At 35.3% G+C, this 23,559-nt stretch carries 29 protein-coding genes; 8 read left to right on the top strand and 21 right to left on the bottom strand.

Features of this window, described 5'->3' with window-relative positions; translation table 11 throughout:
- Positions 1–51: 51 nt before the first annotated feature.
- The 8 genes from CM19_RS05335 to gcvT form a co-directional block, all read right to left on the bottom strand.
- Positions 52–1,185, bottom strand: a complete 1,134-nt coding sequence (locus CM19_RS05335; RefSeq protein ID WP_048099404.1) for a SufD family Fe-S cluster assembly protein — start codon at positions 1,183–1,185, stop codon at positions 52–54.
- Complete coding sequence (sufB, locus tag CM19_RS05330; RefSeq protein WP_048099403.1) at positions 1,186–2,625, bottom strand: Fe-S cluster assembly protein SufB; 1,440 nt, start codon at positions 2,623–2,625, stop codon at positions 1,186–1,188.
- A gap of 100 nt (positions 2,626–2,725) precedes the next feature.
- Positions 2,726–3,466: a Fe-S cluster assembly ATPase SufC gene (gene sufC, locus CM19_RS05325; RefSeq protein WP_048099402.1), complete on the bottom strand. Its 741-nt coding sequence runs from the start codon at positions 3,464–3,466 to the stop codon at positions 2,726–2,728.
- 21 nt (positions 3,467–3,487) lie between these two features.
- Entirely contained in the window at positions 3,488–4,486 is a 999-nt protein-coding gene (locus CM19_RS05320) for an AbrB/MazE/SpoVT family DNA-binding domain-containing protein (protein ID WP_048099401.1), read from the bottom strand.
- Positions 4,487–4,565: 79 nt separating this feature from the next.
- Positions 4,566–4,925 (bottom strand): hypothetical protein, encoded by a 360-nt coding sequence (locus CM19_RS05315; protein WP_048099400.1) that lies wholly within the window; start codon positions 4,923–4,925, stop codon positions 4,566–4,568.
- A 5-nt stretch (positions 4,926–4,930) separates the two neighbouring features.
- Complete coding sequence (locus tag CM19_RS05310; protein WP_048099399.1) at positions 4,931–5,677, bottom strand: proteasome assembly chaperone family protein; 747 nt, start codon at positions 5,675–5,677, stop codon at positions 4,931–4,933.
- On the bottom strand, positions 5,678–6,088 hold the full coding sequence (gene gcvH / locus CM19_RS05305) for a glycine cleavage system protein GcvH (protein ID WP_048099398.1): 411 nt from the start codon (positions 6,086–6,088) through the stop codon (positions 5,678–5,680).
- Between the two features lie 9 nt (positions 6,089–6,097).
- Complete coding sequence (gene gcvT / locus CM19_RS05300) at positions 6,098–7,135, bottom strand: glycine cleavage system aminomethyltransferase GcvT (protein ID WP_048099397.1); 1,038 nt, start codon at positions 7,133–7,135, stop codon at positions 6,098–6,100.
- Between the two features lie 39 nt (positions 7,136–7,174).
- Between gcvT and gcvPA the strand changes: the two genes are divergently transcribed.
- A complete protein-coding gene (gcvPA, locus tag CM19_RS05295) occupies positions 7,175–8,512 on the top strand; it encodes an aminomethyl-transferring glycine dehydrogenase subunit GcvPA (RefSeq protein ID WP_048099396.1) in 1,338 nt (445 codons plus the stop codon).
- A gap of 2 nt (positions 8,513–8,514) precedes the next feature.
- Positions 8,515–10,002 carry an aminomethyl-transferring glycine dehydrogenase subunit GcvPB gene (gcvPB, locus tag CM19_RS05290; RefSeq protein ID WP_048099395.1) on the top strand — a complete coding sequence of 496 codons (1,488 nt, stop codon included), beginning with the start codon at positions 8,515–8,517 and terminating at the stop codon, positions 10,000–10,002.
- Here the strand turns inward: gcvPB and CM19_RS05285 are convergent.
- From CM19_RS05285 to CM19_RS05275, 3 genes are read right to left on the bottom strand one after another with little or no spacing between them, the layout of a single operon-like run.
- Positions 9,995–10,420 (bottom strand): signal peptidase I, encoded by a 426-nt coding sequence (locus CM19_RS05285; RefSeq protein WP_048099630.1) that lies wholly within the window; start codon positions 10,418–10,420, stop codon positions 9,995–9,997. The two genes, gcvPB and CM19_RS05285, sit on opposite strands and share 8 nt — an antisense overlap.
- On the bottom strand, positions 10,401–10,745 hold the full coding sequence (locus tag CM19_RS05280; RefSeq protein WP_048099394.1) for a hypothetical protein: 345 nt from the start codon (positions 10,743–10,745) through the stop codon (positions 10,401–10,403). Before CM19_RS05280 ends, CM19_RS05285 begins: the two co-directional genes overlap by 20 nt.
- A gap of 21 nt (positions 10,746–10,766) precedes the next feature.
- The gene (locus CM19_RS05275; protein WP_048099393.1) at positions 10,767–11,051 is read right to left on the bottom strand and encodes a hypothetical protein; all 285 of its coding nucleotides are present in this window, start codon (positions 11,049–11,051) and stop codon (positions 10,767–10,769) included.
- A 37-nt stretch (positions 11,052–11,088) separates the two neighbouring features.
- Here CM19_RS05275 and eno point away from each other — a divergent pair, with 37 nt between their 5' ends.
- Entirely contained in the window at positions 11,089–12,336 is a 1,248-nt protein-coding gene (eno, locus tag CM19_RS05270; RefSeq protein ID WP_048099392.1) for a phosphopyruvate hydratase, read from the top strand.
- On the opposite strand, the gene CM19_RS05265 is transcribed toward eno, so the two are convergent.
- Positions 12,333–12,584: a hypothetical protein gene (locus tag CM19_RS05265; RefSeq protein WP_150111390.1), complete on the bottom strand. Its 252-nt coding sequence runs from the start codon at positions 12,582–12,584 to the stop codon at positions 12,333–12,335. The genes eno and CM19_RS05265 overlap by 4 nt on opposite strands.
- Before the next feature lie 163 nt (positions 12,585–12,747).
- On the opposite strand from CM19_RS05265, the gene cdvA reads away from it, so the two are divergent.
- From cdvA to cdvC, 3 genes are read left to right on the top strand one after another with little or no spacing between them, the layout of a single operon-like run.
- On the top strand, positions 12,748–13,464 hold the full coding sequence (gene cdvA / locus CM19_RS05260; protein WP_048099390.1) for a cell division protein CdvA: 717 nt from the start codon (positions 12,748–12,750) through the stop codon (positions 13,462–13,464).
- 18 nt (positions 13,465–13,482) lie between these two features.
- Positions 13,483–14,256 carry a cell division protein CdvB gene (gene cdvB, locus CM19_RS05255; RefSeq protein ID WP_048099389.1) on the top strand — a complete coding sequence of 258 codons (774 nt, stop codon included), beginning with the start codon at positions 13,483–13,485 and terminating at the stop codon, positions 14,254–14,256.
- A gap of 4 nt (positions 14,257–14,260) precedes the next feature.
- Entirely contained in the window at positions 14,261–15,370 is a 1,110-nt protein-coding gene (gene cdvC, locus CM19_RS05250) for a cell division protein CdvC (protein ID WP_048099388.1), read from the top strand.
- A 26-nt stretch (positions 15,371–15,396) separates the two neighbouring features.
- On the opposite strand, the gene CM19_RS05245 is transcribed toward cdvC, so the two are convergent.
- From CM19_RS05245 to CM19_RS05220, 6 genes are all read right to left on the bottom strand, one after another.
- Positions 15,397–17,397 carry a DNA topoisomerase I gene (locus CM19_RS05245; RefSeq protein WP_235185624.1) on the bottom strand — a complete coding sequence of 667 codons (2,001 nt, stop codon included), beginning with the start codon at positions 17,395–17,397 and terminating at the stop codon, positions 15,397–15,399.
- Entirely contained in the window at positions 17,394–17,672 is a 279-nt protein-coding gene (locus tag CM19_RS05240) for a DNA-directed RNA polymerase subunit K (protein WP_048099387.1), read from the bottom strand. Before CM19_RS05240 ends, CM19_RS05245 begins: the two co-directional genes overlap by 4 nt.
- Positions 17,673–17,786: 114 nt before the next feature.
- A complete protein-coding gene (locus CM19_RS05235; protein WP_048099386.1) occupies positions 17,787–18,902 on the bottom strand; it encodes a pyridoxal-phosphate-dependent aminotransferase family protein in 1,116 nt (371 codons plus the stop codon).
- Positions 18,899–19,870, bottom strand: a complete 972-nt coding sequence (locus CM19_RS05230; protein ID WP_048099385.1) for a D-2-hydroxyacid dehydrogenase — start codon at positions 19,868–19,870, stop codon at positions 18,899–18,901. Before CM19_RS05230 ends, CM19_RS05235 begins: the two co-directional genes overlap by 4 nt.
- A 189-nt stretch (positions 19,871–20,059) precedes the next feature.
- On the bottom strand, positions 20,060–20,668 hold the full coding sequence (locus tag CM19_RS05225) for an N-glycosylase/DNA lyase (protein ID WP_048099384.1): 609 nt from the start codon (positions 20,666–20,668) through the stop codon (positions 20,060–20,062).
- Complete coding sequence (locus tag CM19_RS05220; protein WP_048099383.1) at positions 20,601–21,122, bottom strand: hypothetical protein; 522 nt, start codon at positions 21,120–21,122, stop codon at positions 20,601–20,603. Before CM19_RS05220 ends, CM19_RS05225 begins: the two co-directional genes overlap by 68 nt.
- A 307-nt stretch (positions 21,123–21,429) precedes the next feature.
- Between CM19_RS05220 and CM19_RS05215 the strand changes: the two genes are divergently transcribed.
- A complete protein-coding gene (locus tag CM19_RS05215) occupies positions 21,430–21,648 on the top strand; it encodes a hypothetical protein (protein ID WP_048099382.1) in 219 nt (72 codons plus the stop codon).
- The gene (locus CM19_RS05210) at positions 21,645–21,938 is read left to right on the top strand and encodes a hypothetical protein (protein ID WP_048099381.1); all 294 of its coding nucleotides are present in this window, start codon (positions 21,645–21,647) and stop codon (positions 21,936–21,938) included. Before CM19_RS05215 ends, CM19_RS05210 begins: the two co-directional genes overlap by 4 nt.
- Here the strand turns inward: CM19_RS05210 and CM19_RS05205 are convergent.
- The 3 genes from CM19_RS05205 to CM19_RS05195 are packed head-to-tail and all read right to left on the bottom strand — an operon-like array spanning position 21,899 to position 23,545.
- Positions 21,899–22,207 carry a hypothetical protein gene (locus CM19_RS05205; protein ID WP_048099380.1) on the bottom strand — a complete coding sequence of 103 codons (309 nt, stop codon included), beginning with the start codon at positions 22,205–22,207 and terminating at the stop codon, positions 21,899–21,901. The genes CM19_RS05210 and CM19_RS05205 overlap by 40 nt on opposite strands.
- Positions 22,208–22,209: 2 nt before the next feature.
- On the bottom strand, positions 22,210–22,587 hold the full coding sequence (locus tag CM19_RS05200) for a hypothetical protein (RefSeq protein WP_081801215.1): 378 nt from the start codon (positions 22,585–22,587) through the stop codon (positions 22,210–22,212).
- Positions 22,568–23,545, bottom strand: a complete 978-nt coding sequence (locus tag CM19_RS05195) for a geranylgeranyl reductase family protein (RefSeq protein ID WP_048099379.1) — start codon at positions 23,543–23,545, stop codon at positions 22,568–22,570. The genes CM19_RS05200 and CM19_RS05195 overlap by 20 nt, the downstream gene beginning before the upstream one ends.
- Positions 23,546–23,559 lie beyond the last annotated feature (14 nt).

Genomic DNA, 23,559 nt, shown 5'->3' with positions numbered 1-23,559 from the left:
TTATATAACAACGTTGTGTTACTAAAGTTTTAGGGAGAGAGTTAACTGAAACTAATATCCTAGCCTAGTTATTATATCTTCTATCATATTCCTTACGAGGTCGTTATCTCCCTCATCCTCTAAAAATCCCCTTATTATTAAACCCTCAGCTGACTTTCTATCAAATCCTCTATTCATTAGATAGAAAATATAGTCGTCTGGGACTCTTGAAATAGCCGCAGAATGTTTTGCTGTTATTACTTTACCTGTTCTGACTTCTAACATAGGAGATACTGCAGCTTCAGAGTCATTCCCAAGCATTATTGCTCTTCCAATTATTGAAGTTGAAGAATCTACAGCATTTTCGTCAATCCTCGCGTCTCCTCGAATTACTACAAACGAGTTTTCAGCACCTACCGCTTTCATGAATCCATTACTAACGCTTTTCTTTCCTTCATGGTATACGTTCGTTTTAATATCGATTTTATTGTCCCTTACTCCTAAAGCTCGTGAACTAAAGTAGGCTTGTGCTCCCTCGTCTAAGTGAGAATGATATTCAACGTGAGATTCCTTAAAACCCGTAGATATGATATATACATTTACTGAACCTTTAATAATAGTCTTAGAAAATACAAAGTTGTAAGAAGATGAACCTTGATTAACTAGAAAAAGATTAAGTGAGGAATCTTTATCAACAGTAGCTGACAGTACAGCTGAATTCATAGACTTCTCAAATGATTCAGAGTAATAAACTATATCCATAGAATTACCTTCACTTACCTCTACTTCTATATTTAGAGGTGAAAAAATATTCTGATCATTATAATGATGGATAAAGAACTTTCCAGACCTATCTAATCTTATTTTACTGGATAAAGCCAAAGTTAAGGCTACTAATTTGTGCTCTTCAGGCTTTACAATTTTATTAAATGGAAAATCCTCTATGTTCCCATTTTCAATTTTATTATTGATTATTGAAATAGTGGTATATCCTGGTAATTCCTTTTTTCCATGATCTGAAATACCTTGTTCAATTCTAAGGTTTAGAGAATCTAAATCTTCCCAAGGTGTGTAATGCTTAACTGTAGGAGAGTCATTTATAAGCTGATAAGGCAATCTTTCAAATGTTAACAAAAGATCCTCTCTATCAGATTTATGACCCATTTTCTGAATATAAGACTTGGCACTATCCACATCAATAATCATTCATGCCACTGCTCCTAACTTCTCTAACTCCAGTCTTATAACCTTGTTTAACATTGTCGCGTATTCAAATGGTAATTCTTTCATTATCTCATCTATAAATCCTAATACTAACATAGATGTAGCTTCTTTCTCTCCAATTCCTCTATTCATCAAGTAAAACAACTGATCTTCGCTCATCCTAAATGTATGGGCTTCGTGAGCTACCTCCGAGCTATCTTCGAACACTTGATTATGCGGAAAAGTATATGCTTTAGTCTTCTCATCTAACATTAATGAATCACATTTTACAAATGCTCTAGAGTTAGACGCACCTTTATTAACCTTTACAAGGCCTCTATAGACATTTATTCCTCCATTGAATCCAATGTTCTTATTAATAACCCTGCTTTTAGTGTTAGGAGCTGCATGAATCATTTTAGAACCACTATCCTTCCAGTCACCTTCAGAAGATGCTAAAGTTACAACTAGACTAGTTGAAGAAGCGTTCCTACCTCTAAGTATTGTAGATGGATACACAAAACTATACTTAGAGCCAAGGGAACCTTCTACCCACTCTACTGTTGAGTTCTCATCAGCCCATGCTCTCTTATTATTGAAATTTATCACGTCTTTACTCCAGTTTTGAATAGTAGTAAACTTAATATGGGCGTTTTTCTTTGCGTATAGCTCTACCATACCATCATGGAATGAGAAGTTCTTAAATTGAGGTGCACTACATCCTTCTATGAAGTGTATGTATGAGTCCTCGTCTGCTACTACCAAAGTGTGCTCAAATTGTCCTTCCATTTCTGTCCCTATGACAAAGAATCCCTCTACTGGATTAGTTATTTTCACACCTTTTGGCACGTAAACAAAAACTCCTCCACTCCATAAGGCAGCGTGTAACGCTGCAAATTTATGATCAGATGCAGGAAATATCTTCATAAAGTAAGCCTTGAATAGGTCTGGATACTTCTGCACTGCTTCCTCTGGAGACATCATTATTACACCTTTTTTCTGGAGCTCTTGCTTTACGTTATTGTAAATAGGTTCAGATTCGAATACTGCCACAAGTCCTCCAAGGAATTTCTTTTCCGATTCTGGAATTCCAAGCTTATCATAATATTCTTTAACTTCCTTAGGAATTTCGTCCCAATTATCCGTCCTTTCAATGTCAGGTTTAACGTAAAGCTCTAGATTAGATATATTAAGTGTATTTAGGACTTCAGGAAGCCAATTTGGAGTTGGAAGTTTTTCAAAAAGTTCTAATGCCTTAAGTCTTAATCTAAGCATCCACTCTGGTTCCTTTTTAGCCTTTGAAATTGTCTCTATGGTACTTCTTGAAAGGCCTGACTCAACAACTCTTCTATGAAACTCTAATTGACTTATTCTATCATATTTAGCCTCAATTGAGGCATTTATGATCTCGTTTATATCAACTGATAATCTTTCGTCTGTCATCTTACTTCTCCATCTTTAACATTGTTAAAGAAACATTTAAACCTTTCTAGTAACCAGTTTATTTTTGTAATAACAAAAATGTTAAAAATACTTAAAAATATTAATTCTTGATAACTGCATCATATCCCTTTTCATCTATTAGTTTTGCTAGTTCCATAGAACCACTAGCTACGATCTTACCTCTATATAGAACATGAACTTTATCCGCATTTATATAGTCAAGTATCCTTCTATAGTGAGTTATAACAAGAAATCCAGTGTTAAGATCTCCTCTTAGCTTCTTAATCATATCAGATATGATCTTTAGACCGTCGACATCTACTCCTGAATCTGGCTCATCTAGAATAGCGAATTTGGGCTTTAGAATAGCCATCTGTAGAATTTCTATCCTCTTTTTTTCACCTCCACTAAATCCTTCAAATATTCCTCTATTTAGGAGAGATTCTGAAACACCCAACTCCTTTGTTAATCCTTTAACATTTGAAAAGGCTTCCATAATTGGTGTATTAGACCCATAAACTCTATTATATTCTGCAATAAGGAGAGTAGATAACTTAACTCCACCAATCTCAACTGGATTCTGAAAAGCCAAGAAAAGGCCATGCTTAACTTTTTCGTCAGTTTCTAAGTTAGTTATATCTTCATCATTAAGCAGTATTTTCCCCTTTGTAATTTTATATTTTGGATGCCCCATTAAGGCTAATGAGAGCGAGGTTTTCCCACTTCCGTTAGGCCCCATAAGAGCATGTATCTCGCCACTATTCATCTCAAAAGAGATCCCCTTTATAACTTCCCTACCTTCAACTTCAACGTGAAGATCTTCTATTCTAAGCGTCGACATATTTAGACCTATTTTATCATTTTATTTAATACTATTAAAGTTTCTTTCTATCCATGGCATATCTTCCAAGAACAATGTACAAGAAGAATTATCAAGAGCCATTTCTAAATTAGAAATAAGTACCTGGATATAAACTAAAAGTGCGGAATTCTGCAAAGATGAAATAGAAGATATGGTATTCTTTATTTGGGATATAAGACCTAAACCGTTTGAAACTCTCTTTATACTTGGGAAAAGTATGGTCATGACAACCTCGTCCAAGAGATCGTTTATCCTCTGCATAACACTACTAACCATTGATAGCTCAACTTCGGATAGTTTACTTGATGTCACTAACGTGAAAATTTCATCTATGATCTTGGACACATTAAGCAATAGAGTCGCGTTTTCAACAACAAGGAAATTCCTGCTCATATTTTTCGTCATATTATATCTACTTCCCATTGTATGACGAAGCAACATTAAGTAAACCTTTCTAAGGTCCTCAGTACTTATTCCATTATTTTTACGTTCTTCAGAAGAAGCATATGAAACTATGTCGTCTATCTTCTTTGAAATAATGTTTAGCATTCTACGTAAAAGAGACTCTACTCCAACTTTCTCTGCATCAAGTAAGCACTCAACCTTAATCTTATTTTCTGATGCTTCAGTAACCTCAGCTCCAACCATTTGTTTAGTTACCGTTATTATATCCTCTATATCTTTCTGAATTATGGACTTCTTTGAAATAAACACTATTTCGTCATAACCGAGGGAATATAGACAAGGTATTATTCCTGGAATGGGTTGCTTAAAAAGATCAACGTCAATCTGAATAGACTTTCTATTAGAAAGGAGCCTGGTCTTTTCTGCAAGGAGCTTAAGAGAGCCATCATCTGACACTTCAATCAAGATCTTGTCCCCAGGCTTTATGCTCCACCTATTTATCCATTTCTTTGGTAAAACAATGAAAAGCGAAGAAGATCCTAATTTCTGGACTTTTCTGGTCTCTATGTCCTTAGAATTGTCTACATCTTCCAAAAATCACACCCAATTTCATATCTTTAACGCCGTTTATAAAAGTATTATAACTTTATCATAGGCTTTTGAAAAGCTATTTTTAACTAGTTCTCCTTAGGAGAACGAGCTTTATAAAACCCTTATTTCTAATTACTTGAACGTCATAACTTGAAATGTCCTCTTTTACATGAATTAGGAGGCTATGTTTTCTTTTCATCTTATCCTCACATTTAAGCTCTATTTTTTTATTCTCGACTTTAACGTAAAGAGTATTTGGGTCTAAAAATGGAACGTCAATAACATAATATATTTTTTCATTTTCCTCAGATCGCGTGTAAAGTGGTTCCTCAAATTCTCTTTCAATTTCTTCTCTCATTTCTCTTTCAATCTCTTCAACCTTTTTCTCCTCTCCCTCAATCATCCTTTTTACCATGTCATAAAGATCTCTGTATGCTGGCATGAAGATCACGCGTAACTCATTGGTCTAGAGGATGAGTAGGACGGAAGCTCCTTCTTTGTCTGTTCCATAAGCCCTTTTATCTTAGACCTTATATCCTCAGCTTCTTGGAGAAGAGAACTTACATCAATAGAGAATCCTATATACTTTGAAATTACGTTCAAGGCAACAGCTGAGGCTTCAGGATCAGGAATATCAAGAAATGATTCAACAACAACAACAAAATTTCTTAGACCTTTTAAGGATGAGACTTGGAGTATTGGAGCATAAGGACCAGAGATATAACCGTCTCCAAATTTTTTCATCAGGTCAGATTTTTCCAATTCCGTAGACACATCAGAACTATTTGCAATCCAATACGCTGTGGGTTTCTCCACATCAAGTCTATTAGGTATTGGGACTCCGGTTATGGATATTATTGTCCCTACATTATATTTTTGTGCATAGTCTGTTATAAATTCTGCTATAGGATACATGGAGGAGGCTGGTAATGCAGTCCAAGAATGTAAGACAATAAAGTTCGAACTATGATAGAGTTTTACAGGTGACCTCGCTACACCGCCTTCTACGTGCATTATTGGTGGGATATACTTCCTAGAATACAAGTAACCAAATTCCCTTAGATTCATTTTTTCTATAAGAAACTCAGTTGCGATCTCACCAACTAGTCCTGCATCAGGTATCCCAATTAATAAGTAATTTGGCTTAGATATTGACGGTATGTAATCTTCTTTTACTTGAAATTCGTCAGGCAATTAATCACCCTTTATCCTATCTACATATTTGTCATAAGTTAATAGTTTTTCCTTCTCTTTATCATCATCCAGTTGTATTTTAAAAATCCAGCCTTCATCATATGGACTTTTATTTATTTTTTCTGGCTCCTCTGTTAAAGTGTAGTTGACCTCTATAATGGTCCCAGAAAGAGGGGAAAATATATCTGATGCAGCTTTTACAGATTCCACAGTGGCTACTACATCACCTAACTTTACCTTTTGACCAACTTTAGGTAGATCAATACCTACTATGTCTCTCAACTTTTTCTGAGCGTAGTCTGTTATTCCAATGATAGCTATATTACCATCTATTTTAACCCATTCATCTGTATCCGTGTAAAATCTATCAACCAATACTATGTATTTACCTACCTTAACCTCCGAAGACATTAAATTCACCTATATTAATGGAAAATCCGACACTTTAACGTTATACTCTTTGTCCCTTATTACTACCGAGAGACTATAGCCAAAAAGAGCATGAGAGGAATTCACATATCCCATTCCAATTGTCCTGGAGAGATATGGAGAGTATGTAGAGCTAGTAACATATCCAACCTCAGTATCTAATGCCTTTAATTTGTAGCCATTTCTAGGAATAGTTCTAACTCCCTTCTTGAGCTTAAATCCAATTCTTATTTTTCTAACGCCATTCTTTAGAATCTCAACTAATTTTTCCTTACCGATAAACTCCTTACTTATATCGAAAACCCAGTATCTTGCCTCTATGGGATTAGTTTTGTCATCGATATCCTCTCCATAAAGCACAAAACCCATTTCCTGCCTTAAACTATCTCTAGCTATAAGTCCTGCAGGCTTAATATTCTTATTAAGTAATTTTTCAAATATTTTTTCTGCAGTTTCCTTAGTAGCCCAAACTTCTATTCCATCCTCTCCTGTCCATCCAGATCTGCTTAATAGAAATACGTTCTCATCTAAAAACTTTGTATTTAACTGAAAATTTAGGAACTCTAAATCCGGTTTCTGAAGATAATCCCATATCTTCTTTCCTTGAATGGCAATCATGACGTAGTTAAAGGTTAAATCTTCTACATTAAGAGATGAGTTATCTGTTATCCACTTTATATCCTTCTCCCTGTTTATTGCATTAGTTACTATAAGAATCTCGTCATCAGAAACTTTATACGTCATTATGTCATCAACAAACCCGGCATTATCGTTAAGAAATGCCGTAGGACCTATCATTTTACCTTTTTCTGTATTAAGTGATCTACAAATGAGTTTTTCCATTTCTTCTCTCTTTCCCTTTACCCTTAACCTGCCCATATGTGAGAGATCAAAAAAGGCAACCTCTTTTCTTACTGCTAGATGTTCTTCTAAATAACTAGTAAAGGCTAATGGCATATTCCATCCAGCGAACTCTCCTATATTAGCTCCAAACTTTTCCTCAGTTTTAAGTAAAGGTGTTTCAAACATTATTATCCCCAAGCGTATATTTCATTACTGTCAGTTAATATGGATCGCCACCCTTGGTTACCAAACCTCGGACATGTAGAGGAGATGCTTAAAAATATAGGAGTTTCCTCAATAGACGAACTGTTTAGCGATATACCGGAAGAAATTCTTTTAAAAAAAGGACTAAACATAGGTTTTGGTAAACCTCTTTCTGAATATGATATAGAAAGAAAAGTGAAAGAGATAAGTGAAAGGAACTTAAAACTTAAGTTCCCTCCTTTTACGGGAGGAGGAGTTTGCCCTCACTATGTTCCTAAAGCCGTAAAGGCAATAATAGGGAGATCTGAGTTTTATACTTCATATACACCTTATCAACCTGAAATAAATCAAGGACTTCTTCAATCTCTCTTCGAGTATCAGAGTCTGATGGCTGAAGTTTTAGAAATGGAGGTAGTCAACTCATCGCTATATGATTGGGGGACAGCACTAGCGGAAGCAGGTTTGATGGCTTATCGACTAACAGGAAAGAAGAAGATTTTAGTTTCAGATCTTACAAATCCTTATCACTTAGAAGTATTAGAAACTTGGTCATCAGGTTTAGGTTTAGACATAATAAAAATACCACATAATACGAGAGGAGAGATTGATCTTCAAAAAGTGGAAGAGTTTATGACAAGTGATACTGCTGCAGTCTACGTTGAACAACCAAACTTCTATGGAATCCTTGAGACTGAACTAGAGAGTATAACAGATTTAGCAAGAAAGAAAGGGATAATTACGATTTCAGGGATAAAACCGATAGCTCTAGGCATAATAAAACCCCCTGGGGAATACGACTTTGACATAGCAATAGGAGATGGTCAAGAGTTAGGTTTACCACTGAATTTTGGAGGTCCATATGTGGGCATAATGGCTACGAAGTGGGACGGTAAACTAGTTAAACAAATGCCAGGCAGAATTGTCGGAATAACAGAGGATGAGAAAGGAAATAAAGGTTATACCTTAATTCTACAGACTAGGGAACAATTTATTAGAAGAGAAAAAGCCACATCTAACATAACTACTAATGAAGCGTTAATGGCAATAGCAAATGCGGTTTATTTATCATTATTAGGTAAAGAAGGACTCAAGGAACTAGGTAATGAAATATATAGAAGAGGACACTACATGGTTAAAAAAACTGAGAACCTAGGAATAGCTAAAAAGGAATATAGTGGAGATTTCTTCGAAGAGTTTTTATTGACATTTAATAAGGACTACATGAAAATACATGAGTCTTTATTAAGAAATGGAATCCATGGCGGCTTACCCATAGAACAGAATAAAGCATTATTTTGCGTCACTGAAATGCACGCAAGAGAAATGATAGATGAAGTGATCTCCTTAATGGGTGAGTAAATATGTGGGAACAAGCAAAATGGAACGAACCATTAATATTCGAGCTAAAGGGAGAGAAAAGGATAGGAATGCTAATACCCAGGGAAGAATTAGACGTTGAAGTTGAGTTGCCCAATAGCTTAAGACGTAGTCAAGATCCTGAACTACCAGAACTTAGCGAACTCGAAGTTGTAAGACACTTCACTAGATTGTCGGAAATGAATTTTGGAGTAGATTCTGGAATGATGCCATTGGGTTCATGTACTATGAAATATAATCCTAAAATTGAGGAAATTGCTTCTTTAGTTACAGAGGATATCCATCCCCTTCAAGATGAAAATACTACTCAAGGTTCAATGGAAATGTTATATTATGTACAGAGTTGGTTAGCAGAAGCAACTGGAATGGATGAATGTAGCCTTGCAATACCTGCTGGAGCATCCGGAGAGCTAGCAGGATCACTTATGATAAGAAAGTACAATAAAAATAGAGACGAGATGTTAGTTGCAGACACTGCCCACGGAACTAATCCAGCAAGTGCGTCTATGGTCGGTTTTAAAGTAATTTACGTTAAAACGAACGATAAGGGCACAGTAAACCTTAATGTGCTTAGAGAATTAGTTTCTGACAAAGTAGCCGGTTTTATGTTAACAAATCCTAATACTCTGGGTATTTTTGAGGATGAAATTCTAGAAATTGCAAAATATATTCATTCAGTAGATGGTGTTCTATACTACGATGGGGCTAACCTTAACGGTATACTTGGGGTAGCTAGACCAGGTGATATGGGATTCGATATAGTTCATGTAAACTTACATAAGACTTTTGCTGTGCCTCATGGAGGTGGAGGACCTGGAGCTGGAGCTGTATGCGCCAAGGGTAAAATGGTTGACTTTTTGCCCTATCCTATAGTAGGGAAGAAAAGCGATAAATTTGTGTTCATAAAGCCTAAGAACTCTATTGGAAGAATTTCTACGTATAATGGCAATGTAGGAAATATAGCTAGAGCCTTTACATATATGGCTGGATTAGGACCTCAAGGAATATCAATGATCGGAAAAATGAGTACACTTGCAACAAATTATCTAGTTTCACTTTTACGCAATGTTGAAGGATTATATTTACCTTTCCCACAGAAATATAGAAAACATGAAGTGGTTTTCAGTGCAGAACCAGCTACAGATTGGGGAATAACTGCGCTCGATATAGCCAAGGCTTTAATAGATAGAGGATTCTATGCTCCTACAGTCTATTTTCCTTCTATTGTTAAGGAGGCGTTAATGATAGAACCAACTGAAACTGAGCCTAAGGAAGAAATTGAGAAATTTGCGTTCAATTTAAATGAAATCCTTAAAACAGCAAAAGCAAATCCAGAAGACATTAAGAAGACTCCTACACATACTTCAATAAGAAGACTAGACCAGGTTAAGGCTAACCATCCAGCTACTATAACTCCATCATATAGAGTGAAAAAACTTAGAGAAAAGGACATTATCAAGCTTCTTAAATGATGCTTGAGAAGATTATTGATAAATATCCTAGATAAGGTATAGAAATAATATAGCCATCTACTTCAGCAACCTTCCCTACTACATCACTAATTGGTATGCCGGATGGTGGTTCTAACCCAATCCTATTATCTGGAAGAGGATTAGAGATCTTATCAACTCCTTGGGTTATATAATTCGTGCCATCTATCGCTATAACTCTGTGAATTACATAAATCCTATATATAGGGGATTTATAAATAATTATATTATGATAAGTTATATTAACTGGCGAAGTATAAAATGTCAACGCACCGTTTTGGAAAACAGGGTACATAGAAACTCCTTCTACGCTTGCTGAACTTACTATATTTGTAAAGAATAAGATGTAAATAGCTACAATGAATATTATTATTCCAATATCACTCTTCCTCATCCAAATCACTCAGATCTAACTCTATGATCTCTCCTTCGTCCTTCTTTTTATCCTCCTTCTTTCCCTCATCTCCTTTTCCCTCATCTCCAAACTTCTTTACTCCTTTCTTTCCCTCTACTTCTACAGTGGAGCCTCCAGCTCTAATTTTTGAAACCACTCCTCTCCATTTATATCCACAGTTAGGACATACAAATGAACCCATTACAGTAATTGTTATTCTACCTTGAGAATCGGGTAAAGGAGACACTAAATTCCACGTTTTGATTGGCTTATCGACCTTAGTGCCACAATTAGGACATATGTCTATCTCCTTTTGTTTCTTCCTTGCCATATCTCATTCTTAGGTAAGCTTTTATAAAAGCTTATAAATAATTTCCCATAATATCCCTATGGAAATTAAAAGTAAACCATTTTTCACGTAATTAAATAATTTTGGTAGAAATATTATGTAAATGATATTAATTACTGATAGGGCTATGATATATATTATAGTAGAGAAAAAGTAAGAAATTAGAAATGGCGATGAAACCCACACGGACCAGAACCCTCTCTCATTACTAAGTTTTCCTTTAAGTGCAGTGTAATACAGTGGACTAGAAATTCCGTATATCAAGAAAAGCAATGGAGGAATAGACATTATAATCATGGTATTCTAGATTCTTTGGGTTATTAATTTGACAGATTTTGAGATAACGGACGTAAAAGGATTAGAAATCTTGGACTCTAGAGGAAACAGAACGATAAGAGTTTTCGTAAAGACTGAATATGCGGAAGCATCAGGAGATGCACCTGCAGGTGCATCCAAAGGAAGTAGAGAAGCTTTAGAGTTAAGAGACAAAAATGGATCAGCGCTACCTGCAGTAAGTTCAGTAAATAATTTCATTAAATATGGAATAATTGGCATGGATGTCAGAAACCAGGAAGGGATAGATCAAACAATGATTTCGATGGACGGAACACCCAATAAGTCAAGACTGGGGGCTAATGCCACGATAGCAACATCAATAGCTGTAGCAAAAACAGCATCAATGGCTTTAGGAGAGGAAATATTCGAATATATAGGAGGACATAGAAGACATGAAATGCCTATTCCTCTTTTAAACATATTGAATGGTGGTCTTCATGCTGGAAATGGACTGAAGATACAGGAGTTCTTAATAGTGCCTATCGATTTTGATACTTTCTCTGAGGCACTGTTTGCAGCAGTAGATGTCTATAAAGAGCTGAAAAATCTAATTGCAGAAAGATATGGAAAGATATATACTGCATTAGGGGATGAAGGAGGTATTTCTCCTCCTTTGTCCAATACAGAAGATGCTCTAAGCTTGGTATACACGGCTATAAAAAATTCCGGTTATGACGGAAAAATTTTTATGGGAATGGATGCAGCATCAAGCGATTTTTATAACATAAAAGAAAATGTATATGAAATAGATGGAATAAAGAAAAACGATGAAAATATGTTAGATTTTTACGAGGATATAACGCAAAGATATCCGATAATTTATATTGAAGATCCCTTTAATGAAAATGATTTTGATAATTTCTCTAAACTACAACAACGGTTAAAAAACATTATTGTCGTAGGAGATGATCTATATACAACTAGCGTTAAGACTCTAAAAGAAGGAATAAAGAAAGGTTCCACAAAGGGAGTCATAGTAAAACCAAATCAAATAGGAACACTTACGGAAACATTTGAATTTTTTGATACTGCAAGAGAAAATAATATAAAGACAATAGTTAGCCATAGAAGCGGAGAAACTGAGGATAATTTCATAGCAGATTTAGCTGTTGGGCTAAATAGTGATTTTATTAAAACCGGAGCTCCATCAAGAGGAGAAAGAACTTCGAAGTATAATAGATTACTAGAAATAGAAAATATATATAACTTAAGCTATAGGGGAAGATTCCTTCATTAAGGTAATATTATGCCTATAATTATCATCGCTATAGCCAACATAACAAGGAATAAGATGAACTGCCTAGTTGACATTGAAGGTAACGCCTTAAATGCCTTAAACATACCATAACCTATTGCTGATACCAAGACTACTAAAATTATCACAAATCCTGCAATTAGTAATACGTCTGAGATTGTATTGGCTTGCATATGGAAATGGCTAAATATTTGCGATGTAGTGTTTAGGAATTCGTTTAATGCCATCAATACTTAACTCGTATCATAAAGGTATTTATGCATTATAACACAATATTTTTCCAATTCCCATGATGAGGGTTAAAAGCGCTGAATTGTGAAGAAAAACATTACTGAGGAGCCTCAATCCTTTTAAATTATTCCAAAGAACTCTACATTCTGAGGAGTATTACCCATGGTAGTATCATCCGAAATAATAATGAAATACATTGGACAGAAAGTAAAGGATCCATATGGCAGAGACTTTGGATACTTAATTCACGTATATACAGAAATAGATGGAACTGTTACTGGTATTGAGATTGCTCAGGGTTCGAATTTTAGCACAATAGATCCTTCCAGGATCAAGGTTGATTCTGAAACAGTATATGTGCTTCCTGAGTGGAAGGCAGAGGCTATTAAGTCTGTACTCCTTATGGAAAAAGTAAGGAAAAGGCAGAGAGCTCTTGAAGAACTATACAGTAAGCAAGAAATACCTAAATCTAATTACGACGATATGAAGAGAAAGCTAGATTCAGAAATGCTCAAAATTAGAGATAATTATAGTAAGGTCAAATCAATGTTAAAACAGAGGCTTAACGAAGTGGAGGATCAGCTAGCTCAAGTAGATAAGGCTATGATATCAGTGAAAATGAGTTATATAGCTAATGAAATGAGTGAAAATGCTTATAAGGGTTCAATTGAGGTTCTGAGACAAGCAAAAGATGGTTATTCTGCAGAAAAGGATGATATAAGGAAAACATTAGATAAATTAGATTTACTAGATAAGGAAGGGATGGACTTAAAAACTCCAAGTCCCATCAGTAATTCTAGTTCACAGGACAGTAAGAACGTTCCAGAAAAGTCGGACATACCAGTCCCAATACCGGTAAAGGTAATAAATACTCTTTGACCAATTCAGTGAAATAGGATGTTTGATAAGTTACCTTTAATTTCTAGGTTTAATTCTGACAAGAAGAAGAGGGTCCAGCTCGGGAGGCTTCTAACTGAGATATCCCTAAAGCTGAAGGATCAGCAGACTAAGCTTGAAGAAGCAATTCATAGGCTTAAAGAAAGGGATAAGGAGCTCTTTGAAAAGGTAGTAAGAACTCAAATTGACGGAGATACTGCTAGAGCTACAATTTACGCCCAAGAAATATCTGACATAAGGAAAATGATTAAGATTATTTATACAGCATTCCTAGCGATAGAAAAAGTTAGACTAAAGTTAGATACTGTTCAAGAACTTCAAGGGCTATCCTTAGTGTTATTCCCTGTACAAAAGATTCTTGAAGAGATAAAGCCCCAATTAAAGGGAATAGCTCCTGAAGTAGCTATGGCGCTTGAGTCTATAACTAGTAGTGTTAATAATATCGCAATAGAAACGGGAGTCCTTAACGACAAGTCAATAGTACCAGCAGTTATCGATGAACAGGCTAAGAAAATTATGGAAGAGGCACAGAGAACTGCAGAAAGTAAAGTTAAAGAGTTACCTGATCTTCCTCATCCTCCAAAGAATACAATACAGACTAGTGTAAAATTGGAAGTAAAGCTTGACGAAAACATTCTCTTAGATTATATAAACAGAACAGGTGGTTTCTTAGACCTAGATTACATAACAAGGATGTACGGCGTAGAAAAAGATGATGTACTTAATGCTCTACGAAATTTAGAGAACAAAGGCTTAATCAGCATAGAGGGATAAAAAATTGAGCGCGCCTATAGTCCTTGAAGAAATGGCCAGAAAATACGCTATAACAGCTGTAAAGGCAGATAAGGAGGGGAAAAAGGATGAAGCAATAAGTTTTTACCGTAAAGCAATAGACGTCTTAGTTCAAATAGTTGCGTTATATCCTAATGCGCCTACTAGACAAGCCTATGAACAAATGATAGAGGAATACAAAAAAAGGATAGAAACACTAGATAGGATGCTCCCGCAAACTCCAGAAGAAAAGGAAGATAATATATCAGATGATATGATCATGAAGGAAAAGCCGAAGGTGAAGTTCTGCGAAATTGTAGGCTTAAACGATGTTAAAGAGGCTCTAAAAGAAGCAATAATTTATCCTTCAAAAAGACCTGATCTATTTCCTCTTGGATGGCCTAGAGGTATACTCCTATATGGTCCTCCTGGATGCGGGAAAACTATGATAGCGGCAGCAGTAGCAAATGAGATCGACTCGTATTTTATTCACGTTGACGCTGCATCGATTATGTCAAAGTGGTTAGGAGAAGGTGAGAAAAATGTGGCAAAGGTCTTTAGAACGGCTAGGGAATATTCAAAGAAAGATGGAAAACCAGCAATAATATTCATTGATGAGTTAGATGCTCTTCTTGGAACATATTCCTCTGAAGTAGGTGGAGAAGCGAGAGTGAGAAACCAATTCCTAAAAGAAATGGACGGTATTATGGATAAGAATGAGATGGCAAAGGTTTATGTGATAGGAGCTACGAATAAGCCATGGAGATTAGATGAACCATTTCTCAGGAGATTCCAGAAAAGGATATACGTAAAGCTACCTGACTTTCAACAACGCATAGCACTTTTCAAGCATTACACTGAGAAGGTTAAAATATCTGACGTTAAGCTTGAAGATCTGGCAAACACTACAGAAGGATACACAGCAAGTGACATAAGGGATATAGTGCAATCCGCACATATGAGAGTGGTAAAGGAAATGTTCGAGAAGAATTTAAATGAACCTAGATCTATTACTTTTGACGTATTTCAAGAAGTTATAAGGATGAGAAAGCCTAGCGTTAATCAAGAGTTATTAAAGGCCTATGATGCATGGACTGAGAAATTCAAAGCCCTGTAGTCAGATACCTCAGTGCTCTTCACTGTTCAGCGAGCATGTCTCACATCATCTTTCCATTTATTCTCAATTATATCTTTTATTAGTTTGCCCGTAGTCTTAAGTTTAGCAATTCTTTTTATAGCCTCTTCTTCGCTTATAGCTGATCTATCTTCCCATATAATCTTTATCTTCTCTAGTTGCGCTAACGCCATTCTATGATATTTACATAGCCCATCTTTCTCTACCTCTAGATCGCAGTAAGCGCATTTTTTATATTGTATTAATCCCAGTCCCTTAGCTATTTTTTCTCCAACTTCTTTTTCTGCAAATCCTTCTACTTGCTTTGAGATCCTTTCCTTTACCTCTTTTATAACATCGTCCTTATTTTTCTTTCCATATTTAATAAGTTCTAACTCACTCTCCATCTCTGAAGTCATTTTTACGCTAGTCAGATCTCTAAAGTAGTAATCTAAAACCTCCCCCACTGTTAAACCAAGAGTTGTAGGGATTATATAGCCTCCTTTTAGCTTAACATATTTCCTTAAGAAAAGTGTTTCAATAATTTTTCCACGAGTGGCTTCAGTACCTATTTTCGATTCTTCCATCCATTTTAGTAGACTAATTCTAGAAAGACCTACAGATGGCTTTGTTGTATACATTACTACATTCACACCTAATACGCCTACTTTATCGCCTTTTTTTACATTAAAGAGATCTTCTGACTTGAGATCTCTAGGATATATTAAAGTCCACCCTTTTTCTATTACCGATTGTACACCCACCGAGAGAGTATAACCATTAGCGAATCTGAGCAGAATGTCCTGTTTTCTTACAATAGCATCTAAGGAGGCAGAAGCTAGAAATCTCCTCACTATTAAATCATAAAGCCTATATGCATCCTTTGATACTCTTGTAAAATAACCTGTAGGATATATTGCTGGATGAGCTGGATCGTCTCTTTGCCCTTGCCTAATCCTAGGTCCTTCTGCCACAATAGAGTCAAAAACTTGAACATATTTCTTTAGTGGCCCTTCTCTTAAGCCCCTAATTATTTCCCCTACATTTATACTTGGCGGAATCTTCTGACTATTTGTCCTTGGATAGCTTATCATTCCATTAAGGTATAATTCTTCTGCGAGTCTTTCTGTCTTATATGGAGAGAAACCAAAGAATCTTCCTGATTCTACTTGTAAATCGCCTAAATTAAATGGTACAGGTCTAGGTATCCTAACATCTGCTTGCTTTACCTCTTCTACCTTGAGTTCTTCTTTCTTAATCCTTCTAGCTACACTCTTAGCCTCTTCTTTATTCTCAAAGTCTTGATCTAAATAGGCATATATTTCCTTACCTAGGTCTAATTTTACTCTTATCTTAAAATAAGGTAATGGGACAAAAAGAGACCTATCAATGTCATTTTTGATAATTTGAATTAATGAAGGAGACTGAACTCTTCCCGCGCTTAATATAATTCTTTTAGATGTAGCTGATTTAACGGCTTTCATAAGTGCTCTACTTACATTTATTCCCCAAATCCAATCTACAAGATGTCTGGCTATACCTGCTTCTACCATATATATATCTAGTGGCTGAAGATCGCCTATGGCAGTTATTATTTCTTGCTTGGTCAACGTTGAGTACTTCATTCTCTTCGCTTTCCTTAAATCTCCAAAAGTCTTAATTATCATATAACCTATAACAGAACCTTCGATATCGTAATCACAGGCATTAATAAATTGTTTTGCATTTGAGCTAAGCCATCGAAGTAAGTCATAGTACTTTTTAGTGTAGTAAGCCTTCTTGTTTATCTCGTAAATTGGTCTCCATTCTGCCTCAAATACGGGGAAACCAGATTTCCCATTTAAATCAAATAAATGTCCAACTGCTGAGGCGATAACTACAGGAGAACCGTTCCATCTTACAATCCAATAATAAGCCTTTCCTTTATTACATTGCTGATATTTAGAAAAAGCCTCAACTATCTTCTTAGCAGCCTTAGGTTTTTCAGCTATTAATAATGTGTAATCTTTTGGTGAGCAGGATATGCTCACTCACCGCTTATATCTTTAATTGAAACTATATCATATCCTCCATCTGGAAATCTACGCCTAATAGTTATTGGGAGAATACCTCTCTTTAACTCCTCTTCTGCAATTTCCATTGACGTAACGTCCTTACTTAAACTATTCATGTCTATTAATGGTACTGCTCCCATAGCTAACTGGAGCGTTCTAGCACTTATTATCCTTGCTTTCTCGTAAATAGTTAATCTCCTTCTCCAACTCAAGATATAATTCCCGTTGGGTCTATCACTAAGCTCAGACATGCATATGGTATAGAAGTAGTTAATAATTAAACTTAACCTATTGAGATTTGAAGTCCTTTAGACAAATAGTTTAAGCTTAAATATTAGACGTTTTTCTCAAAAATAAAAATTACTTTACCACTCTACATCAGACCTTAGAAAATCAGGGAGTTTACACTCAGGCGGTGCAACTGAAACTAGATCCTTTCTCAAAATATCTGAAAGCGTTACTAAAAGCCTACTAACTGCTCTATCATCTACTACGCCTAGTATCCCAATCCTTACTATTTTACCCTTCAATTTTCCCATTCCTCCAGATATTTCTATACCTCTTTTCCCTAGCTCATTTATAAGAGTCCCAGGATCTATAGGAGAAAAGCCAGCAACAACTGTGTTAGAAAAGTTTGTATCATTACCTAATAGAGAGAATTCAGCCTTCTTTAATGAGTCTCTTAAGAAATACGCACACTTCTCATGTCTTCTCCATCTTCTTTCAATTCCTTCTGCCTTTAGTATTTCTGCAGCTTTAAGAGAAGCATAAAAAACACCAGTAGCTGGAGTAAATGGCGTTTCCCCCTTATCCTGAAACTTCAGACTATTGTTTAAACTTAAATAGTTAGGTACATCATCATTTATCTCACCTAATGCCTCATCTGATACTCCCACGAATCCAATTCCAGGTACAGAAGCTAAGGCTTTCTGACTACCAGTAGCCACAGCGTCAATTCCCCATCTATTAACATATAACTCATATGCGCCAAAACCTGATACTGAATCTACTAGAAATTTCTTTCCACTTCCCTTAACTACCTTTGCTACTTCGTTCAGATTTCTAAATGCAACACCAGTACTTGTTTCATTATGAACTAGTGCAACGGCATCAGCATCTTTTTCCCGTTCTATTATCTGTTTCACCTCATCTAACGTGAATAATTCCCCATAGTCTTTCCTAAAGACTACAGGATTAGCCTTTCTTCTCATTACTGAATCCAATAATCTTTCGCTAAACTCTCCATAAGTTAATACTACTACTTTCTCTTTTTCCTTAAGCAAAGAGAAAACCATTGTTTCAACTGCCAATGTCCCAGAACCTGTTAACAAAGCTGTCCTTGAGGAATCAAAATGTTCATTCATTAGTCCTTCTAAGGATTTAACTACTTCTCTAAAACGATCAGATCTATGATTTACTACTTTTGTAGCTTCATACATTACACTCTTGGGAACATTTACAGGACCTGGAATTAATATCAAATATTAACACCTAATTCTTTCAATGCAGAAATAATATTTTCTGTTGTAGTTACAGCAACTCTATATTGGGCCTCAGTAGTTTGCGCACCTATGTGTGTAGTTATAACCACACGTTCATGCTTTAGCAATTCCATTTCCCACTCCTCCTTTGGAGGTTCATGCCAGAATACATCAGTAGCATAAGCATAGACTTTGCCTGCATTTATGTACTTTAATAGAGCCTTTCCATCAACAGCTACAGCCCTACTAGTATTAACTATCAAGACGTTATTTTTCATAATTTCGAAAGCCCTATCATCTAATATCGGTTTAGCATTATTTCCAACCGTTACATGAATAGCTATAACATCCGATTCTTTTAAGAGCTGGTCTAACGGTACTTGTTTTGCCCCTACGCTCTCTGCACGCTCCCTGACATCCATTACGTCGTAAGCCAAGGGTTTCATACCCATTGTCTTAGCTATTAATGCAACTTTTGTACCAATTCTTCCGAAGCCTATAACTCCTAAAGTTTTCCCTGAAAGCTCTATGCCTTCCAGTTTCTTAAATATGGAAGACTTAGCGAAGTTCATAGAAGTATACATTTTCCTTGCCCCAGCAACCATGAGGCCTATAGTTAACTCTACTGCAGAATCTGTAGATGCACCAGGAGCATATACGATCTTGATCCCTTTTCTAGACGCAATATCGACATCAACGTTATCTAATCCTATACCTGCTCTTGCTATAATCTTGAGGTTCTTTCCTTTCTCTATAAGCTGATTGTCTACTCTAGTTCTGCTCCTAACAACTATGACGTTATAGCTTTCAATTATATCTAACAATTCTTCCCTGGATATATTAGGTCTATAATCTACATTAAGACCATGAGATCTAAGAGTTTTCAGCATATACTCGTGAATTGGATCTGTTATCAATATTTTTACATTTTCTTTAGACATAGAATACATATCCTTTACTCCTTGCATAAATCTCACCACAAGAGAGAATTTTAAATTACCATGATGAACATGATGATGAATAAAGGGAATAAACAGTAGAGAAAGAAGAAAAGACTAACATAAGAGGAGAATACACATAGAACTCGCGTTTTATCCCCGTTGTATTCATCATTTTAACCATATAAAAAACTATAACTGGGGTTAATATATTTTATTTTATTTTACTATCATTTTTGTTTCCTCATACCATATAAACAAATCAAGTAAACCGACTTCTATATTAAAACTCTTTGAAATCGATCTCAATACAGACTCTAGATAAATATATTTTCGTTTTGTTAGTGAATTAGGTAAATTTATATAATAGGAAATAAAATTCAGGATATGTCTATCAATAATTGCTAGATCAAAATACCCAACATTTCTTAAGAAGTGACTTGCCTCTTTCATTCCTATACCTTTAAGCTCAAGGAGATGTTCTCTAGCCTCTAATTGATCTTTTTCTGCAATAGGGAAAATCGTAGCTCTAATCTTCCCGTAATATCTTACAGCGTTAAAAATGTATTTTGCCTTTAGCCTATAAAATCTATATCCTGAATGTTGAAGAGCTCTAGAAATTCTCTCTTCATCAAGGTAAAGGACATCTCCAATTATTGTTTGAAGAGCTTGATAAGCACCTATAAAAGATGAATTAGCTGTCAAAATACAGAGGAGAAGTTCCCTAAACCATACATCTTCTCCCGCTATTCTATTTAGATTAAACTCGTCTGCCCTTTCTAGAACTCTTGCCCTTAATTTTACGTTTTTTACTAGATCTCTTAGCACGTTTCTTCTTAACTTTAATCTTCTCTTTATTCTTGTTTTTCTCTACAATAGCAGTCATTTCCTTTAAGTTGGACTCAGAAATTATATGTGTTCCATCGTCTGCGTCTAATAAGATAAATGGAACTTCCTTAGAAAGAAATAAGTTAACACCTATTATTGGATAATCTATTACAACAGGTGTATACTCAATCTTGACATCATTCCCTTCAATTTTAGGCAAGCCTATTCGATACACTTTTACTGGAAAGGGAAACTTATACATTACGTCTAACTTTGAGTTAATTGATACATTATCTTTTGCCTTTACTATAGTTACTTTTCTCTCACTGAAAATATCATCAGCCTTTGTGTCTTCAATATCTTTCTCTTCTTCTTGAATTTTTTTTAAGGCTAAAAGATCAACTTGTCCTACTTTAATAGTTAATGGCTCATAATACTCAACTAATGCTTTCATCAGTATCTACTTTAACTTTGCGATTATTAAATGCTCATATTGGTCTTTAAAGTAGAACCCAGTAGTATTATAAGCTGGGAATAAATTTAACCCTAACTTCCATTAATAGTTTTAGGACAAGGATTTCACCTATTTAAAAATTAAGTATTATTAGTAAAATATTAATATACCTTTCTAACCTTCACTATAAAGGTTATACTATTATAGCATGGAGTTTACGCGTTATCCTTGTTAAGATTATGAACTAGGACGTTAAATAAGTTAGGAAAAAATTTATACGAGAATAGAAATGGGATAGAAGAGGAATATGAGTCTAAAGGCAAAAGGTAGTGAGGCTTACGGTCATTTAGGTTGGTTTCAAGTAAAGTGTAGAATTTGTGCTACAACGTTAACAGTTGGTATTGAAGTCGTATATAAGTGTCCTAAATGCGAGAAAAAATATAACGCTTACTTCTGTGAGGCAGATAAGAGAACATTAAAGGGCAAATGCCCATACTGTGGAACAGAATTGGTAACTGCTATATGATATCAAGATATTTTTTAAATGGATCTTTTATAATTATACTAGACCAGGAGAATATAGCAGTTGTAGATCTTCAGATAAAGACAACAAAGTATTCAACACAAGTAATGACACATATAGATGTTGACTTTCCACTTTCTTTCGGTAAAATTGTAAAATTAACGGTATGTAATACGACTTTAGGGAATTATATCTGTAACGGAATTATAAAACTCTATAAAAAGATAGAAGGTCAAAATGATGCAGAAATTCTCTATAAAGAAATCTTAGAAGAGGTTAGCAAGGTAGCGTGAATACCGTTATTTTTAAATTTGGAGTTTATTTTCCTTATTAATTCCATTAGTTCTCCTGCTCTTTCACTCTCAAGCTTTACGTAAATCGAGAACTTAGGCATTTCTTCAACCAGCGATATAGTTATCAAACAAGTCTCAGATGGAGAACATACATAAGAGGCTCCTATTCTTTCCGGAGAACAGATATCAGAAAGAACAGTGTTCATGTTAAGAAATATATCCCTTATCCTTTGTGGATCTTCTAAAATATTAAGAGTTAACGAAAACATATTCACTTCAAGTTAACTCTTTTTACTGGCACCTTTAATAAATCGAATACTGCCTTTACCTTATCGTAAAATGAAGGATCTCCTGATGTTCTCTTTAGCTTCATTTTCCTATATTTTAATGTTAAAACAGTATTGTCATTATTTATAACAACTATTCTACCTGTTACACGATTCTTGATATTCTTGACTAGTCTAATGTAAACAATAGTTCCCTTATCTTTTATGGTGACCATTTCGGCCTGACCAAATTTGTAGGTAGAGATAACACTTTTTCCTGATGGTTTAAGCTCCATGGGTCTGTCATCAACTTTATAGATTATTGTCCTTATTGCATGTTTTCCAGATTTACTCTTAGAATTCTCAACGTATAATTCCACCATCCTTTATCAACCTCAGCGATTCAGATATTCCATTAATATCTAGTTTATCCTCAAGAAACGAATCAATTAAAATATCATTCTTAAAGAAGGTATTGAAAAGCATTCTGCGTAAAGGCAGTTTTGTTCGCACGTAAATATTCAGCAGAGTCCTTTGAATTTCAATCCTTCTTTCAATTGTCTCCAAGTTTTTTGACATATAGGAATTGAAGTCTTTTTCCCTATCTATAGCTTTTGCAGCTATTTCTGCGGATATTGAGGATGGCCTTATTCCCTCTCCACTCATTGGAAAGACTAACCCTCTAGACTCACCAATTCTCCACGATTTATTCCCGGCCTTTCCTATTGAAATTGGAGCTCCCCTTACATCTTCAAGACTAAATGATCTAAACTTTTTTGCCAAGTAATCCATTAATAGAGCTTTAGAATTCTTATTTTCAAGAAAACCTGCTCCTACGTTATATACGTTTTCTGAGTCAGGAAATATCCAATAAAAACCAGTGTATCTGCTATCAAACTCTAATATAGCCTCATCATTAAAATCCTCGACTCTTATCATGGCTCTTGTGGTATATACAACATCCCTATCCATATCATAAGGCCCCTTTGCATCAATAACATAGTCATAATCATTTCCAGGCTTTACGTTTCCAATAACTTGATTTTTGATTTCTCGTCTCATGGAATTGATCCAGCCAGACTTATCTATACTTATCCACTTAGTAGTTCTATAGGAAACATCATATACTCTTTTACCATCTAAGTAAAAGGCAAAGTTCTTAATCCGAAACTTAACAGACCATGGAAATGGAGGAGAATAGACGTTAGGCACGACGTCTCCACACGGCTTAAAATAATTGTCTTTTATATCATAAAGTGTAACATCATGCCCTTTGTTTTGCATAATTAGCGCAAACAGAGAACCGCTAACTCCACCGCCAACTACGGCGATCTTTGCCATATATAATACCTCGA

Origin of the sequence: Candidatus Acidianus copahuensis (genome assembly GCF_000632495.1) — an archaeon.
GTDB lineage: Archaea > Thermoproteota > Thermoprotei_A > Sulfolobales > Sulfolobaceae > Acidianus > Acidianus copahuensis.
Note: the sequence above shows the minus strand (reverse complement) of the source record. Positions and strands in the feature narration are given on the sequence as shown.